The sequence below is a fragment of the Aeromonas sp. S8(2024) genome, assembly GCF_041403085.1.
Lineage (GTDB): Bacteria > Pseudomonadota > Gammaproteobacteria > Enterobacterales > Aeromonadaceae > Aeromonas > Aeromonas dhakensis.
The window spans coordinates 88,048-103,608 of sequence record NZ_JBGLRF010000004.1 but is presented as its reverse complement, the minus strand read 5'-3'; the positions used below and the strand labels follow the sequence as shown (position 1 = coordinate 103,608).

The following is a 15,561-nucleotide window of genomic DNA, read 5'->3' as shown; positions in this document are numbered from 1 at the left end:
CCGTCCCCTTAGCGGTGTGGCAAGCGATGATGACGTACCCAGACATTGCCGTTGGCCAGCTCGAAAATCAGACTTCTGTGTCCCGCATGGCCAAGATGATGGGCCTTGATGGTCAGGCCCAGGTGCTGGGTCAGCTGCCAGGCCGCCTTGATGTTCTTGATGGCCACATTCATGGTGTTGAGCGTTTGCTGTTCTATAAACATGTTGCCGCCGCCAAACAGCTTGACCTCGTATTCGTGGATGGGGGCGGGGTGCTTGCCTATTTCGTGGATAAAAAGCTGGATTGCCTCATCGGCATAACGACCGTCCAGACCCGGTGCGCTGTGGCCGCGGCTGGGCAGCATGTAATGGCACATGCCACCTCGCTTCTGCTCCGGATGCCACATGGTAATGGCCACGCAGGAGCCAAGATGGGTGCGGATGATGGCGTCATCCTGCCCAAAGAAGAACTCGCCCGGTTGCAGCATGACCTCTTTCATACTGAAAAACTCAAGGTTTCAAATAGATGGAAGGGGATACCAGTTGCAGGCCGTGGGGCAGGCCGTTCAGGCTCTCGGCGTGACTGACGATGAGATAGCCCCCTTTTCTCAGGCGCGGCACCAGCCGCTGCAGCACCTGTCCCTTGGTTTCCCGGTTGAAATAGATCATCACGTTGCGGATCAGGATGACGTCGAACAGCCCGATGTCAGGCAACTCCTGATTCAGGTTGATATGGTAAAACTGCACTTTCTCGCGCAGCTTGCGATCGATGATGAAGGTGCCCTCCTGAAAGCCGACCCCTTTCAGGCAGTACTTCATCAACAATGGCAGCGGGATGTTGTGGGCCCGTTCGATGGGATAGAGCCCCGTTCTCGCCTGTTCCAGTACCCGGGTCGAGATATCCGAGGCGATCACTTCCCAGTTACCCAGCTCCAGATGGTCGGCCAGGGTCATGGCCAGGCTGTAGGGCTCTTCGCCGGAAGAGCTGGCTGCGCTCCAGATCCGAACCATCCGCTCTTTTGGCAACTGGCGCAGCACCTTGGTCCCGAGAAACTCGAAATGCTTGGGTTCGCGAAAAAAGTAGGTCTCGTTGGTGGTGAGCAGATCGAGCGCAATCTGCAGTTCACTGCCGCGGTTGTGCATGATCAGGCTGAAATAGTCGCCATAGCTCTCCAGCTCATAGTAACAGAGCCGTTTTGACAATCGGCTGGCGACCAGGGCCTTCTTGGCCGGCGACAGATCGATCCCCGCCGTCTGGTGGATCCAGCGTTGAAACTGCGCAAATTCATCATCATGCAACTGGGTCTGATACAAGGAAGGACTCCCGATACAAACGGGATGCGGGTGAGTTCCACTCACCCGCATCCGGGTTAGAAGCGAACAAAGTCACCGTCATTGTGGGGTCGGGGCAGGTTGCCACTACCCTCTGCGGCACTGTTCTCGAGTATGAAGCGGCCACGGGGGCCGGTGCGGGTGGCTGCCACCTTCTGGCCGGCATTGAGCTTGTGCCGCTCCAGGGTGAAGAACTCCATCGCCAGTTGCAGCTGTTCGGCCTGGCTGCTCATCTCCTCGGCGGTGGCGGCCAGTTCTTCGCTGCAGGATGCGTTCTGCTGGGTCACCTGGCTCAACTGGTTCATGGCGATGTTGATCTGGCTGACGCCGGTTGACTGCTCGGCGGAGGCGGCGCTGATCTCCTGCACCAGATCCGAGGTCTTGTTGATGGAGGGCACCATCTGATCGAGCAGACGGCCCGCTTTCTCCGCCATGTCGACACTGCTTGAGGCCAGCTCGCCAATCTCCTGGGCCGCTACCTGGCTGCGCTCCGCCAGCTTGCGTACCTCGGCAGCCACCACGGCGAAACCCTTGCCGTGATCGCCTGCCCGGGCGGCCTCGATGGCGGCGTTGAGGGCCAGCAGATTGGTCTGGTAGGCGATGTCATCTATGATGCCGATGCGCTTGGCAATCTGCTTCATGGCATCGACCGTGAGCTTGACCGCCTCGCCGCCTTCCACCGCCTCCTTGGCCGCCTTGCTGGCCATGCCATCGGTAACCTGGGCGTTGTCGGTGTTCTGGTTGATGCTGGCGCTCATCTGCTCGATGGAGGCGCTGGTTTCCTCCATGCTGGAAGCCTGCTCGCTGCTGGACTGGCTGATGGACTGGGCGGTGGCGCTGACCTGCTCGGCGGCGCTGGAGAGGTTGTCGGATGCCCCCAGCACCTCGGTGACAATGTTGGTGAGCGAGACGATGGTCTGGTTGAGGGAGTCCTTGGTCGTGCCGAATACGCCGGGGTAATCGGCCTCTATGTGCTGGGTCAGATCCCCGCGCGCCAGTGATTGAACCACCCTGATCACGTCGTTGAGACTGGTGTCGATCACCTCGGCGATACGATTTATCCCCTCCCCAAGGTTCTGGAAGAAGCCGCTCTTGCCGGTGAGATCCATGCGGCGGTGCAGTTCGCCATTGATGACGGACTGGACGATTTCCGACATCTCCCGCTCGATGGCGACTTCCTTGGTGCGATCCGACCACTCGACCACGGAGCCCAGCCGCTCGCCATCGTCGCCGAATACCGGGTTGGCGATGAGGGCGAAAGTGCGTCCCCCCAGCATGATCTGGGTACGGTAGGTGTTGTTCAGCTTGGCCAGCATGCTGCGTTGATGGCCCGGATTCTTGTGAAAGCTGTCGATGTTGGCGCCCATCAGGTTGGCCGAGTTGAAGTGGTGCAGCTCCTTGCGGATGTCGGTTTCGGCCTGGCCCAGCATTTCCCTGACCGCTTCGTTCATGTAGATGATGTTGAGATCGGTATCGGCGATCATCACGTTGGTGCTGGCCCCGTCGAGCGCCTTCTTGACTCGCAGACTTTCGGCGGCCGCCTGCTTGGCGGCGGCATTGGCAGCTTTCACTTCATTCTCGATGGCGATCTCCTTGGTGCGGTCGGCCCACTCAACCACGGAGCCGAGCCGCTCGCCACTGTCATTGAAAACGGGGTTGGCGATCAGGGAGAAGGTGCGGCCTCCGACCGTGATCTGGGTGCGGTAGGTCTTGTCCAGCTTGGCCAGCATGTTGCGCTGGTGGGAGGGCTCCTTGTGGAAAGTATCGATGTTCTTGCCCATCAGGTGCCTGACGTCGAAGCTCGGCAGATCCTTGCGAATATCCGACTCTGCCAGTCCCAGCATGGCCAGCACGGCTTCATTCATGTAGACGATGTTCAAATTGGTATCGGCGATCATCACATTGGTCGAGGCACCATCCAGCGCCTTGCGCACTCGCAGGTTTTCTTCGTAGAGCGCCTGATTGGCCTCGCGGGCGGCGAGCGCACTGCCAAGGCGATCTCCTAGCAACCCCAGTACGGCATTGAACTCCTGGCAGAGCTCCTTGAGAGGGCCGGTGAGCGTATCCAGCTCTAGCTGGGCGGACTGTTTGCCTTGCTGGATCCCCTGAGCCAGGGTGCGGGTTGCACCAGTCAACTGGCGCAGTTGTTCCTGCAGCAAGGCATGAGCATTGCCGTTGCCAAACAGATTGCCAAAGAGTGATTGAGTCATGGGCCTTATCCTTGTGCGACATGTCATTGCTGTGTGGTGGAGCGAAACGCTGATTTATGTTGTTGTCATGGCGTTTGTGGTTTTTGTTCCAGCAGCCGTTCCTGCTGTTGGGTCAGCTCGCTGAGCTGGGCCATCTCGTCGATGGAGAGCACCTTCTCGGTATTGATGAGAATGACGAACTTGCCGTTGACCTTGCCCATGCCGCTGATGAAGTCGGCCCGGATGCGGGCCCCGAAGCTTGGTGGCGGCTCAATCTCGTTGCAGGGGATGGTCAGTACCTCGGAGACGGAGTCCACCACCACGCCAATGTCCTGATTGCCGTGTTCCGGGTCGTCCGGGTGCACGTTCTCGATGATCACGATGCAGCTGCGGCGAGTGATGCTGGAGGGGGCATTGCCAAAACGGGCGTTGAGATCCACCACAGAGACGACGGCGCCCCTCAGGTTGATCACACCCCGGATAAAACTCGGCATCATGGGGATGGGGGTGATGTTGCCGTATTCGATGATCTCTTTGACCCCGAGAATGTTGATGGCAAACATCTCGCCGTTGATGAGAAAAGTCAGGTACTGGGCATCACCCTGATTGTCATGTACCAGCGTGCCAGGCTGGGCGACCACTTCGGTAGACATGCTCATGAGGCTCTCCGGTTAAAAGCGGACAAAATCGGTTTCGTCAACCTGCGGTTGCGCAGCCGCATTGCCATGCAACGGGGGCTGGGCCGGCATCACAAACTTGCCTCTGGGAGGCACCCCCTTGTGCAGGTTTTCGACCTGTCTGGGTGAGCGGCCGCTGCCTTGCAGGGAGAAAAAGTCCATGGTCTGCTGCAGCTCGTTGGCCTGGGAGCTCATCTCTTCTGCAGTGGCGGCCAGTTCCTCGCTGCTGGCAGCATTTTGCTGGGTCACCTGATTGAGCTGGCTCATGGCAAGGCTTATCTGGTTGGCGGCGCTGGCCTGCTCCCCGGAGGCGGCGTTGATCTCCTGCACCAGATCGGAGGTCTTGCGAATGGAGGGCACTATCTTGTCGAGCAGACTGCCCGCCTTCTCGGCGGTATCGACGCTGCTTGACGAGAGTTCGCCTATCTCCTGCGCCGCGATCTGGCTGCGTTCGGCCAGCTTGCGGACCTCGGCGGCGACCACAGCAAAGCCTTTGCCATGTTCACCGGCCCTGGCCGCCTCGATAGCGGCATTGAGCGCCAGCAGATTGGTCTGGTAGGCGATGTCGTCGATGATGCTGACCTTGCGGGCGATCTGCTGCATCGCGGCAACCGTCTGTTGTACCGAACGGCCCCCTTCGGTGGCCTCCAGTACGGCGCTGCTCGCCATGTTGTCGGTCACCTTGGCGTTGTCCGTGTTCTGGTTGATGCTGGCGCTCATCTGTTCGATGGAGGCGCTGGTCTCTTCCACGCTGGCCGCTTGCTCACTGGTGGCCTGGCTGAGGGACTGGGCCGTGGTGCTGACCTGGTTGGAGGCGTTGGTCAGGTTGTCGGCGGCGTTGCGAACTTCCTCGATGATGGCGGTCAGCGCGGCGATGGTGCTGTTGAGGCCATCCTTGGTCTGACCGAAAATTCCCGGGTAGGGCTGCTCAATCTTCTGGGTGAGGTCACCCTGCGACAGGGCGGTGGCAATGCGCATCACGTCGTTGAGGCTGGTGTCGGTCACGTTGGAGAGACGATTGAGCAGTTCGGAGAGGCGCTTGATGTAACCCTGCCGTCCGTCCAGTTCAATCTTGTAGCTGAAATCCCCCTGTTCGACGGCGGCGGTCACCAGCGTTTCTATGTCGGTAATGAGGGACGTCAGCTTGTTGACCATGTTCTGCATGGCCAGCAACAGCTGGCCGGCTTCATCGTGGGCTCCGATGTCGATGGTGACGTCGAGATTGCCGTCCGCCAGGTGGTTGGCAACCTGCAGGGCCTGGTTGATGGGAGAGATGATGCTGCGAATGAGGACGATGCCAAACCAGGCTGCAGCCACCATGCCGGCGGCGACCACAGCCATCATGGTAAGCAGCATGACGTCATACCAGGCCTGGGCCTGTTCGTATTCTGATTTGGCAACGTCGAGCTGCAGGCTGACCAGCTCGGTTATCTTGCTGCCGATGGGGTCGATGGAGCTATATAGCTTGCCGTCAAACTCATTGAGCGTATCCGCAATGACACCATGCTGATTTGAGAGAAAGGCCTCCAGCCTGGTGATGTCTCGATCCGCGGTATTGAACAGGCTGTTGGCCTCGGCCGACAGCTTCTGTTCGGCTGCGGTCAGCTTGGTGGCCTGATAGTGTTGCCACTCCAGCTTGATCTGCTGCTGGGCATGCTGGATCTGCTGCAACGCCTCCTCGGCGCTGACGAGACCGGCATTGGCCTTGTTGACATTGTCTATGATGGCGACGGCGTAGTTGTCCGAGATGGTTTTGAGCTGCTTGAGCGGCACCACCCGGTCGTTGTAGACCCGCTGCAGCCCTTTGTTGCTGCTATGCATGTTGTAGAGCCCGAGCACTCCTACGCCGAACAGCAGTACGCAGAGCAGACAGAGCAGAATGGTGAGTCGTATCTTGATGGTGGAGTTTTTGAACATGTCAGGCTCCTGATGTTAATTGACTCTTGGTTGGGATTGCAGACGTGGAATGGCGTACTGGCTCAGCTGGCCCAGCTCCTGGTCGATGGCATGCTGGATCAGAGAGGGAATATCCAGAATGAGGGCTACCTCGCCGCCACCCAGAATGGTGGAGCCGCTGATCCCCTGCAGGCGCTGGAACAGCTTGCCGAGCGGTTTGATGACGGTCTGGAACTCTCCCAGCAGCTCGTCGACCACCAATCCAGATTTCTTGCCGCCGTGGCTGACAACCACGATATTTTCCCGGCGGCCACGGCTTCCCTCGACATCGAAGTAGTGCTGCAGCCGGACGAATGGCAGCACTTCACCACGCAGATTGATGTAGTTGCGCCCCTGGGTATCGGCCAGCGCGCTCTGGGTCAGCTCCACGCACTCGATCACCATGTCGAGGGGGATAACGTAGTAAGTGGTGCTGACGCGCACCAGAAAACCATCGATGATGGCCAGAGTCAGCGGCAACCGGATCTGCACCCGGGTGCCGAGGCCAGGCTTGCTGTCCAGCTCGACGCTGCCACGCAGGGCCTGGATATTGCGTTTGACCACATCCATGCCCACCCCGCGTCCGGAGAGATTGGTGATGGCCTCCGCGGTGGAGAAGCCGGGCTCGAAGATGAGCTGGTAGATCTCCTGATCCGACAGGGTGGCATTGGCTGCTGCCAGCCCCCGCTCCTGCGCTTTTTGCAGGATCCTGGCCTTGTTGAGGCCGGCACCATCGTCCTGGATCTCGATGACAATGCTGCCGGAGTCGTGATAGGCGTTGAGGGTCAGGGTGCCCCGTGCCTGCTTGCCGGCCGCCAGCCGTTTCTCGGCCGCTTCTATGCCGTGATCCATGGCATTGCGCACCAGATGCATCAAGGGATCGCCGATCTTCTCCACCACAGACTTGTCCAGCTCGGTGTCGCCGCCGGTGATCACCAGCGCTATGTCCTTGTTCAGCTCGTGGCTGACATCCCGCACCACCCGCTGGAAGCGGTTGAAGGTATCGCCGATGGGCACCATGCGCAGGCGCAGGGCACCATCGCGGATCTCTTCGACCAGCATGGCAATGGTGGAATTGGCCTCCTGCAGCTGGCTGTCCCGTGAACGCTGGGCCAGCAGGTTGGCGCCGGAGCTGGCCACGACCAGTTCTCCCACCAGATTGATCAACTCATCCAGCTTGTCGGCGTGGACCCGGACATAACGTCCTTCCTTGTTCTTGTTCTCCTTGCTCTGATTCTGTTTCTTGAGCGCGGCGTCCACCACCATTTCGTTGACGGCACCCTGGGCGATCAGGATCTCCCCCAGCTTGTTGGTGTCGGCCTGCGGCTGTTCATGTTGGGCTTGCAGGCCGAGCGCAAGCTCGCCGGCCGTCAGTGCGCCTGTTTTGACCAGCAGTTGCCCCAGCATCTCGTTGTCTTCCGGCAGGGCGTTGATGAGCGCTATGTACTCGGCGATCTTGCTGTGGGGCGGCAAGATGCTGATGAGACAGTCGTCTCGCACGAATTCGAACACGTCGCTCAGGGCACTCTTGTCGGCCTGGGAGTCCAGATCGATCTCGTAGCCGAGGTAACAGCTCTCCGGATCGAAGTGTTCCCACTCCGGCAGGGCATGGTGAATGGTCTCGATGGCGCAGAGGGTGCCCATGGTACCGAGGTAGCGCAGGAAAGAGGTGGGATCCATGCCGTTGCGCAGTACGTCAGGACCAAAGCGCAGGGAAATGTGCCACAGGGAGGTAGCGCTGACATGACCCTCCTCCTTGCTGACCGGATCGGCATCGGCAGGCTGGGTCCGCTCCGGCAGCGTGGTCTGGTTGCCGCTTTGGTGACGGGCCAGATTGCGCCGCAGCAACTCATCCTGAGCCTGTTCATCCGCACCAAGGGCTTCCCCCTGTTCAGCTACCAGGCTGACCAGGCGTTCGATGTGATCCCGACTCTCCAGCAGATCCTTGATGAGCGCTTCACTGATCGCCAGCTGCTGGTTGCGCACCTGATCAAGCAGGTCCTCGACGATGTGGGTGAAGCTGACGATGGGTTGCAGGCCGAACAAGCCGGCGGAACCCTTGATGGTGTGCGCCGCCCGGAAGATGGCGCCGATGAGCTCGCCATTGTCCGGGTCGTTCTCCAGGGTCAGCAGCGCGGACTCCATCTCCTCCAGCAGCTCGCGCGCCTCGGCGATATAGGTTTGCAGGGCCTGATCAAGATTGATGCTCACGAATGACTCCTTGTCCGCGGAACCGGTTAGGCGTGATCGGCGTGGGGAATGAGGGTGGGATCACCGAAGAAGGCCGCCAGCTGGCATAGCTCAAGGGCATCGAGCACGGCATGGCTGTGCATGACCAGATGCAGCGGATAGCCTCCCTGCTGCGCCGTCTTCTTGGCCGCCAGCAGCAGCTGCAAACCGGCGCTGTCCATTTCGCTGACCTGGGAGAGGTTCAGTTCCAGCTCCTGCTGGCGATAGAGCAGGGGTGTTAGCGCCTGTTTCAGCTCGGCTGCTGTGTAGATGGTCATCTCGCCCGAGATGGTCACGACACACTTGTGCTCACCCGTTTCGATTTGCAGCGGCATGAACGCCTCCCGGCTCAGGGCATGATGAGCTTGGCCACGGCAGCCAGCATCTGATCCGGCTGGAACGGCTTGACTACCCAGGCCTTGGCTCCCGCGGCCTGTCCCTCCTGCTTCTTGCTGTCCTGGGACTCTGTCGTCAGCATGATCACCGGAGTGAACTTGTAGCTGGCCAGCTTCTTGGCCTCCTTGACGAAACTGATGCCGTCCATGTTCGGCATGTTGACGTCACTAATGATGAGGTTGATCTTCTTGCCGTCGAGCTTTTTGAGGGCATCCTTGCCGTCACTGGCCTCCATCACCTCGTAACCGGCTCCCTTGAGCGTCATGCCTACGACCTGGCGTATGGTGGCCGAGTCATCCACGATCAGGACTGTTTTGGGCATATCTCTCTCCTAGAAAAAAGTGACATCAGCATTGCTGGATGGGGTTGCCGCCTGGTGCTGGCGACCATGATGAATGTTGCGTTGTTCATCGGTGGCGTATGAGAGCTCCATGTCCGCCAACCAGCTCTCCGCATCGATCCGGATAGGGCCTGACTGGTGTGTTCTGTTGCGTGACGAGACCAGGTGGTCGTTGAGGCTGTCCATGTTTTGACGCACATGGCTGAGGATTTGACTGACCCTATCCTGGAACTGTAACGAAACGATGACATCGGAGATCTCGCGATGGATCCCGCTGCTCTCGCTCTGCAACAGGGCTGCGGATTCTGCCAAGCTGGTGGTGGCCATCCGAAAGCGTTCCAGTACCTGCTCGATGGCGTGCTCGGCATCGCTGACGGCAACCTGGTCGCGCCCGGCCGCGCTTTCGGCAATCTGGAAGGCGCGGCCGATACCGGCATTGATTGTGTCGACCTTGTCGGTCATTTTCTGGGCGGTCTCGCTGGAGAGGCGCGACAGGGTGCGCACCTCGTCAGCCACCACGGCGAAGCCACGACCAGCCTCACCGGCCCGGGCCGCTTCGATGGCGGCGTTGAGGGCCAGCAGGTTGGTCTGGGAGGCTATCTTGGCCACGTCGAGCGCCATGGTATTGAGCTCTATGGTGTAGGCGGTGAGCGTCTTGATCTCCGCCAGCATGGCATCGCGGTTGGCCTGGGTGGAGTGCATGATGGTGATTACCTGATTGAGCTGGGCCTGACTCTGAGCCAGCACGGCGGCCATGCCGGCCGATTTTTCACCACCCAGATCGCCGGCGGCATTGTGGGAGGCGGCGACCGCCTCTTCCAGTTTGGTGGTCAGGCCGGCGAAGCGCTGGGTGAGATCGATCATGGCTCCTTCGGTTTGCTGGCGAGAGTTTTCAATTTGTTGCGACCAGATAGGCACCGCTTTTTCACATACCTGCTCGAGCCCGATGATGGAGTGGTTGAGTCCGTTATCGGCAAATGGATGGGTCTGCTTCGCCTCACTCTCTTTGTCGGCAGGTTTGGCGTGGTAGTGGCGGGCGCTCCAGAGGGTGGCGGCCAGTGCAGCCGCCAGGTTGGCCAGCAGATAAGGAAGGGGGCTGCCCGCGAGCAGCAACAGCAGGGTGCTGAACAGGCCCAGGCCAAGGCCGCAAGCCCAGCTGACCGGCTCCCAGAAGGCTAAGGTGTGTGCCCGTGTGTTGTCTGTCATACGCAAACTCGCCCCTGCTCTTGAATGTGAAGAGGGTGAGCCGTCATTTCAGTCAGACTGAATGAGCCAAGCGCAACCCGCTAATTATCAATAACTCAGTAAGGTTAGCGCAAAAAAATCGCCTGGTTACAAATTGCTCTTTCTTGATTGGGGTTACTGAGAAAAATGGAATATGGAGGGGACGCTTGGCAGCTTGCAGCCCCTTGCTGGCGGGGAATGGCGTATCTGCACAATAAGGAAGGAGGATAGAACGAAAAAGAGCCTGCATATGACAGGCTCTCGGCGTTGTGCGGGCGGCTTTATGCCTCGTTGGCGTGGGCTTTTTGGCACCCTTCCACGGCATGGGCGATAAGCTCAAGCGCGCTCTTGTCGCACGGCGGCAGTTCGGCCTCGCACGCCTTGATGGGTGTCACGCGATCGCCCCACTTGATGATGGCGGCGCCCCAGGTCAGGCCGGCACCGAAGGCGGCAGTCAGCAGATAGCTGTTCGGCTGGACGCGGCCCTGCTCCAGTGCCTCGCACAGGGCGATGGGCACGGTGGCGGCGGAGGTGTTGCCGTAGTGCTCGATGTTGACCATCACCTTCTCCATCGGCGCGTTCATGCGCTTGGCGAGGGTCTCGATGATGCGGATGTTGGCCTGGTGCGGCACGATCAGATCGATTTGCTCCGGTGCGATACCGGCCTGTGCCAGTACCGTGTTGGTGGCTTCGCCCATGCCGCGTACGGCCCGCTTGAAGATCTCCTGGCCTTCGAAGTTGAAGGTGAAGAGGCCGTCGATGTCGGCAAAACGCACCCGGTCGGTACCGAAGTTCGGCACGTGCAGGATCTCGCGCGCCTCGCTGTCACAGCCCAGCTTGTTGGCGATGAGACCGCTCTCCTGCTCGCTCGCCTCGATCACCACGGCGCCGGCGCCGTCGCCAAACAGCACGGCGGTATCGCGACGGGCCCAGTCCAGCAGATAGGTGAGGCGCTCGGCGCCGATCACCAGCACCTTCTTCATCATGCCGGTCTGTACCAGCGAGGTGGCGACCGAGAGGGAGTAGACGAAACCGGTGCAGGCGGCGTTGAGGTCGAACACGGCGGCATTGGTGGCGCCCAGCTTCTTCTGCACTGCGGAGGCGGCGCTCGGCAGCAGGTTGTCCGGCGTGGCGGTGGCCAAGATGATGCCGTCGAGGTCGCTGGCTTCCAGCCCGGCGCAGGCCAGTGCACGACGGCCGGCCAGGGTGGCCAGATCGGAAGTGCTGACGTGGGAGATGCGGCGAGCCTTGATGCCGGTGCGCGGGTAGATCCACTCATCCGACGTATCCATGATGGTGCTGAGGTCGTCGTTGGTCAGTACGGAGGGAGGCAAGCATTTGCCCCAGCCTGTGATATTGGCGTATTTCATCTTGTTACCGCTTCTCAAGTGGATCGCCCGCGGGCGGAAAATCGCGCAATTATGCCGCACGGGGCAACCACTGTCATCTTGTGGTCATGGTTATCTGGCTGCAGGGTCACGCCAGGTTGCGGGGGCCGGCGGGAAATTTCGCTTAAACCACGAGGCTTGGCTGCCCTAAGATAGGGCTTCGCCACTGGATGGAACCTCCCCTTGCACAAAGCCAATCTCAACCTGCTGCCCACCCTCAAGGTGCTGCTGGAGACCCGCAACATCAGCCGGGCGGCGGAGCTGCTGCACCTGAGCCAGCCCTCCATCAGCAAGCAGCTGGGCCAGCTGCGCAGCGAGTTTGGCGACGAGTTGCTGGTGCGGGAGGGGCAGCGCTGGCTGCTGACGCCACGGGCCGAGGCGCTGGCCGCCCAGCTGGCGGATTCCCTCGGTGCGCTGGAGCGACTCTACGAGGCTCCCGGTTTTGACCCGAGCCGCTGCGAGCGGGTGTTCCGGCTCGCCTCTTCCGATTACGTGGCCCAGCATATCCTGCCGGACATCTGCGCGGCGCTGGCCAGGGAGGCGCCGCTGGCAGCGCTGGAGTACAGCCTGTGGGACAAGCGCCTGCTGCCGCAGCTGTGGCAATCCGAGCTGGACATGGTCTCCACCATCACCGAACTGGTGCCGGATCAGATCCGCGGCCTGCATCAGGGGGAAGATCGGCTGGTGGTGTTGATGGGTAGCAACCATCCGTTGGCGGGGCGCTCGCTCAGTCTCGATGACTACCTCGCCTGGCCCCACCTGCAGGTGAGCGGCGGGGGCGACAAGGACAGCCCGGTGGAGCAGGTGCTGGCACCCCAGGGGTTGAGTCGGCGCTGGTTTGCCCGGGTGCCCTTCTTTCAGGCGGCGGTGGAGGTGTTGCTGCGCACCGACTGCCTGCTGACCACCCCGGCCCATATCGCCTGGCAGCTCTCCTGCGAGCATGCTCTGCACTTTTGTGATCTGCCGTTTGCCAGCCGCACCCAGCAGTATCATCTGCTGTGGCATCAGCGCCACCATCAGGATCCGGCCCACAAGTGGTTTCGCGAACTGGCCTATCCCTTCCTGCGCGAGCACCTGCAGCGCACGGTGGCGGCGAGCCGCAAGGTGTTGAACCCGCCCCGCTAGCAACAGACGCTTGTGTTGGCCTATAGCCATTGGCTATGGGTTCTATTCCCAACTTTCACTTCTGGCATAACCAGGGGCCCTTTACCCTGAGCGCAGACATTCATATTCCGCTTGAGACAAGGAACACAATGGAATTGACGAGTTGGCTGGCTCTGGCCGCAATCTGCGTGATGGGCGCCATCAGCCCGGGGCCGAGCCTGGCACTGATCATCCGCAACACGGTGCAGGGAGGGCAGGGGCACGGCGTGGCCACCGCCCTTGGCCACGGCTTCGGAGTCGGCATCTATGCGCTGATAACGGCTTTGGGCCTCGCCATCCTGATCACTCAGACCCCGCTGCTGTTTGACGTAATTCGCTACGGCGGTGCGGCGTTTCTCGCCTGGCTCGGGGTCAAGGCGTTGCTGGCCAAACCCGTCAAGGGGGAGGTGAGTGAAGAGGTGCACCAGCTGCGCGGTCGGCAAGGCGCCTTCGAAGGCTTTATGGTGGCCTTTCTCAACCCCCAGCTCGCGGTCTTCTTCATCGCCCTGTTCAGTCAGTTTGTGCATGCCGACACCGGCTGGCGCGAGGGGGGCATCATGATGCTCACCGCCGGTGGCATAGATGCGATTTGGTATGTGCTGGTGGCGCTGGTGCTCTCTCGTGGTCCCGTGCTGGCCTGGCTCAAGGCCAAGTCCTTCGTCATCGACAAGGTAAGCGGTCTGGTGCTGCTGGGGCTGGCCCTGAAGGTGGTGCTCTGATCCAATCCTGTATTTTGCGGTGATCTTAAGCGGGATCAAGGCGGGGAGGGTGGCAATGCCCTAGAGTGGCGCCCATTTGCTGTCCGCTCTGACTCCGAGACCATGCACCAGAACAAGCACCCGTTAAGCCACCACAACCGGTTGGAGCTACTGGCTCCGGCCAAGAACCTCGCCTACGGCATCGAAGCCATCAATCACGGTGCCGACGCCGTCTACATGGGCGGCCCTGCCTTTGGCGCCCGCAGCGCGGCGGGCAACTCCCTCGAGGATATCGAAGCGCTGGCGCGCCATGCCCATCGCTTCGGCGCCCAGGTCTTCGTTGCCTTCAACACCCTGCTGCACGATCACGAACTGGAGCAGGCCCGACGGCTGACCCACCAGATCTACGAAGCGGGGGCCGATGCGCTGATCGTGCAGGACATGGGGCTGCTGGCGCTCGACCTGCCCCCCATCGCGCTCCATGCCAGTACCCAGACCGATAACCGCACCCCGGAGAAGGTGAAATTTCTGCAGGATGTGGGCTTCTCCCAGGTGGTGCTGGCGCGCGAGCTGTCCCTTGCGCAGATCCGCGAGATCAGTGCGGCCACCAATGTGCAGCTGGAGTTCTTTATCCACGGTGCGCTCTGCGTCTCCTACAGCGGTCAGTGCAACATCAGCCATGCCCGGACCGGCCGCAGCGCCAACCGCGGCGAATGTGCCCAGCTCTGCCGCCTGCCCTGCTCGCTGCAAAAGCCGGATGGCGAGGTGCTGGTGGCTGACAGCCACCTGCTCTCCCTCAAGGACATGGATCAGACCGACAACCTGGAGGCGCTGATCGAAGCGGGGATCCGCTCGTTCAAAATCGAGGGGCGCCTCAAGGGGCTCGATTACGTCAAGAACGTCACCGCCTGGTATCGGCAGAAGCTCGACGCCATTCTGGAGCGCCGCAGCGATCTGGTGGCCTCCTCGGCCGGCCGCTGCAGCTACAGCTTCACGCCGGATCCGAAGAAGAGCTTCAACCGCGGCAGCACCGATTACTTCCTCCATGGTCGCCAGCCCGGGATCGACGCCACCAAGAGCCCGAAATACGTGGGCGAGCCGCTGGGCCGGGTCACCAGTATCACCAGGGATGGCATCGAGATCGACGGCAAGCAGGTCACCCTCAACAACGGCGATGGCCTTGGCTTCTTCAAGTCGAACAACGAGCTGGTGGGGATGCGCCTGAACAAAGTAGAAGGTAAGCAGTTACTCCTGTCAGAGCGCATGCCGGGGCTGAAGGTGGGTACCGAAATCTACCGCAACCACGATCAGGAGTTCAGCAAGGTGCTGGAGAAGGCGAGCGCCGATCGCCGCATCCGGGTCGATATGGTGCTGGCAGAGTGTGATGAGGGCTTGCGCCTCACGCTTACCGACGAGCAGGGCATCAGCGCCGCGGTGACGCTCCCCTGCGACAAGCAGCCGGCCGACAACCCGGAACGGGCACTGCAACAGGCGCGGGATCAGCTCGGCAAACTCGGCAATACCCTGTTCGTGGCGCGCAAGGTTGAGTTGGCGTTTACTCACCCGCTATTCATTGCCGCATCCATGCTCAACGGTTTGCGCCGGGATGGCATCGCCGCGCTGGAGGCTGCCCGTCTGGCCGGCTACCCGCGCCCCGAGCGGCGCATCGCGCTGCGGGATATCCACTATCCCCAGCACCGTCTCTCCTACCTTGGCAACGTGCTCAACAGCGCGGCCGAGCAGTTCTTCCGCGAGCACGGGGTGGAGCGCATCGCCCCCGCCTATGAGGCGAACAAGGAGGAGCGGGAAGTGGTGCTGATGATCACCAAACACTGCATCCGTTACAGCCAGAACCTCTGCCCGAACGAGGTACCCGGCCTCAAAGCCGAGCCACTGGAGCTCAAGATGGGCAAGGACACCTTCCGCCTGCGCTTTGACTGTCACCGCTGTGAAATGCACGTGATGGGGAGTTTGAAACGCTGAGGAGCATGACGCAGTCAGGTTTCATGCACATGGCTGGGGTTGTGTGAC

General features: G+C 60.9%; 13 protein-coding genes. 3 read left to right on the top strand and 10 right to left on the bottom strand.

The annotated features are described in order from the left end of the window. Positions 1-8 precede the first annotated feature (8 nt). From cheD to ACB031_RS13205, 10 genes are all read right to left on the bottom strand, one after another. A complete protein-coding gene (cheD, locus tag ACB031_RS13250) occupies positions 9-479 on the bottom strand; it encodes a chemoreceptor glutamine deamidase CheD (protein ID WP_017779177.1) in 471 nt (156 codons plus the stop codon). A 10-nt stretch (positions 480-489) separates the two neighbouring features. Then, positions 490-1,293 (bottom strand): protein-glutamate O-methyltransferase CheR, encoded by an 804-nt coding sequence (locus ACB031_RS13245; RefSeq protein WP_010634880.1) that lies wholly within the window; start codon positions 1,291-1,293, stop codon positions 490-492. Positions 1,294-1,349: 56 nt separating this feature from the next. Then, a complete protein-coding gene (locus tag ACB031_RS13240) occupies positions 1,350-3,521 on the bottom strand; it encodes a methyl-accepting chemotaxis protein (protein WP_371139742.1) in 2,172 nt (723 codons plus the stop codon). 65 nt (positions 3,522-3,586) lie between these two features. Continuing rightward, positions 3,587-4,159: a chemotaxis protein CheW gene (locus ACB031_RS13235; protein ID WP_017763910.1), complete on the bottom strand. Its 573-nt coding sequence runs from the start codon at positions 4,157-4,159 to the stop codon at positions 3,587-3,589. A 12-nt stretch (positions 4,160-4,171) separates the two neighbouring features. Further along, entirely contained in the window at positions 4,172-6,094 is a 1,923-nt protein-coding gene (locus tag ACB031_RS13230) for a methyl-accepting chemotaxis protein (RefSeq protein WP_017782066.1), read from the bottom strand. Positions 6,095-6,109: 15 nt separating this feature from the next. Then, positions 6,110-8,323: a chemotaxis protein CheA gene (locus tag ACB031_RS13225; protein ID WP_371139741.1), complete on the bottom strand. Its 2,214-nt coding sequence runs from the start codon at positions 8,321-8,323 to the stop codon at positions 6,110-6,112. 26 nt (positions 8,324-8,349) lie between these two features. After that, positions 8,350-8,676: an STAS domain-containing protein gene (locus ACB031_RS13220; protein ID WP_017779183.1), complete on the bottom strand. Its 327-nt coding sequence runs from the start codon at positions 8,674-8,676 to the stop codon at positions 8,350-8,352. Positions 8,677-8,690: 14 nt separating this feature from the next. After that, the gene (locus ACB031_RS13215) at positions 8,691-9,059 is read right to left on the bottom strand and encodes a response regulator (RefSeq protein WP_005303778.1); all 369 of its coding nucleotides are present in this window, start codon (positions 9,057-9,059) and stop codon (positions 8,691-8,693) included. A 9-nt stretch (positions 9,060-9,068) separates the two neighbouring features. Further along, entirely contained in the window at positions 9,069-10,283 is a 1,215-nt protein-coding gene (locus ACB031_RS13210; protein ID WP_005303776.1) for a methyl-accepting chemotaxis protein, read from the bottom strand. A gap of 299 nt (positions 10,284-10,582) precedes the next feature. Beyond that, a complete protein-coding gene (locus ACB031_RS13205) occupies positions 10,583-11,671 on the bottom strand; it encodes a ketoacyl-ACP synthase III (protein WP_017763914.1) in 1,089 nt (362 codons plus the stop codon). A 201-nt stretch (positions 11,672-11,872) separates the two neighbouring features. Here ACB031_RS13205 and ACB031_RS13200 point away from each other — a divergent pair, with 201 nt between their 5' ends. The 3 genes from ACB031_RS13200 to ACB031_RS13190 all read left to right on the top strand — a co-directional run bounded on the left by ACB031_RS13200 (position 11,873) and on the right by ACB031_RS13190 (position 15,513). Then, positions 11,873-12,814: a LysR family transcriptional regulator gene (locus ACB031_RS13200; RefSeq protein WP_324038818.1), complete on the top strand. Its 942-nt coding sequence runs from the start codon at positions 11,873-11,875 to the stop codon at positions 12,812-12,814. Between the two features lie 128 nt (positions 12,815-12,942). Further along, on the top strand, positions 12,943-13,551 hold the full coding sequence (locus tag ACB031_RS13195; protein ID WP_026140962.1) for a LysE family translocator: 609 nt from the start codon (positions 12,943-12,945) through the stop codon (positions 13,549-13,551). A gap of 102 nt (positions 13,552-13,653) precedes the next feature. After that, on the top strand, positions 13,654-15,513 hold the full coding sequence (locus ACB031_RS13190; RefSeq protein ID WP_371139740.1) for a U32 family peptidase: 1,860 nt from the start codon (positions 13,654-13,656) through the stop codon (positions 15,511-15,513). The last annotated feature ends 48 nt before the right edge of the window (positions 15,514-15,561 follow it).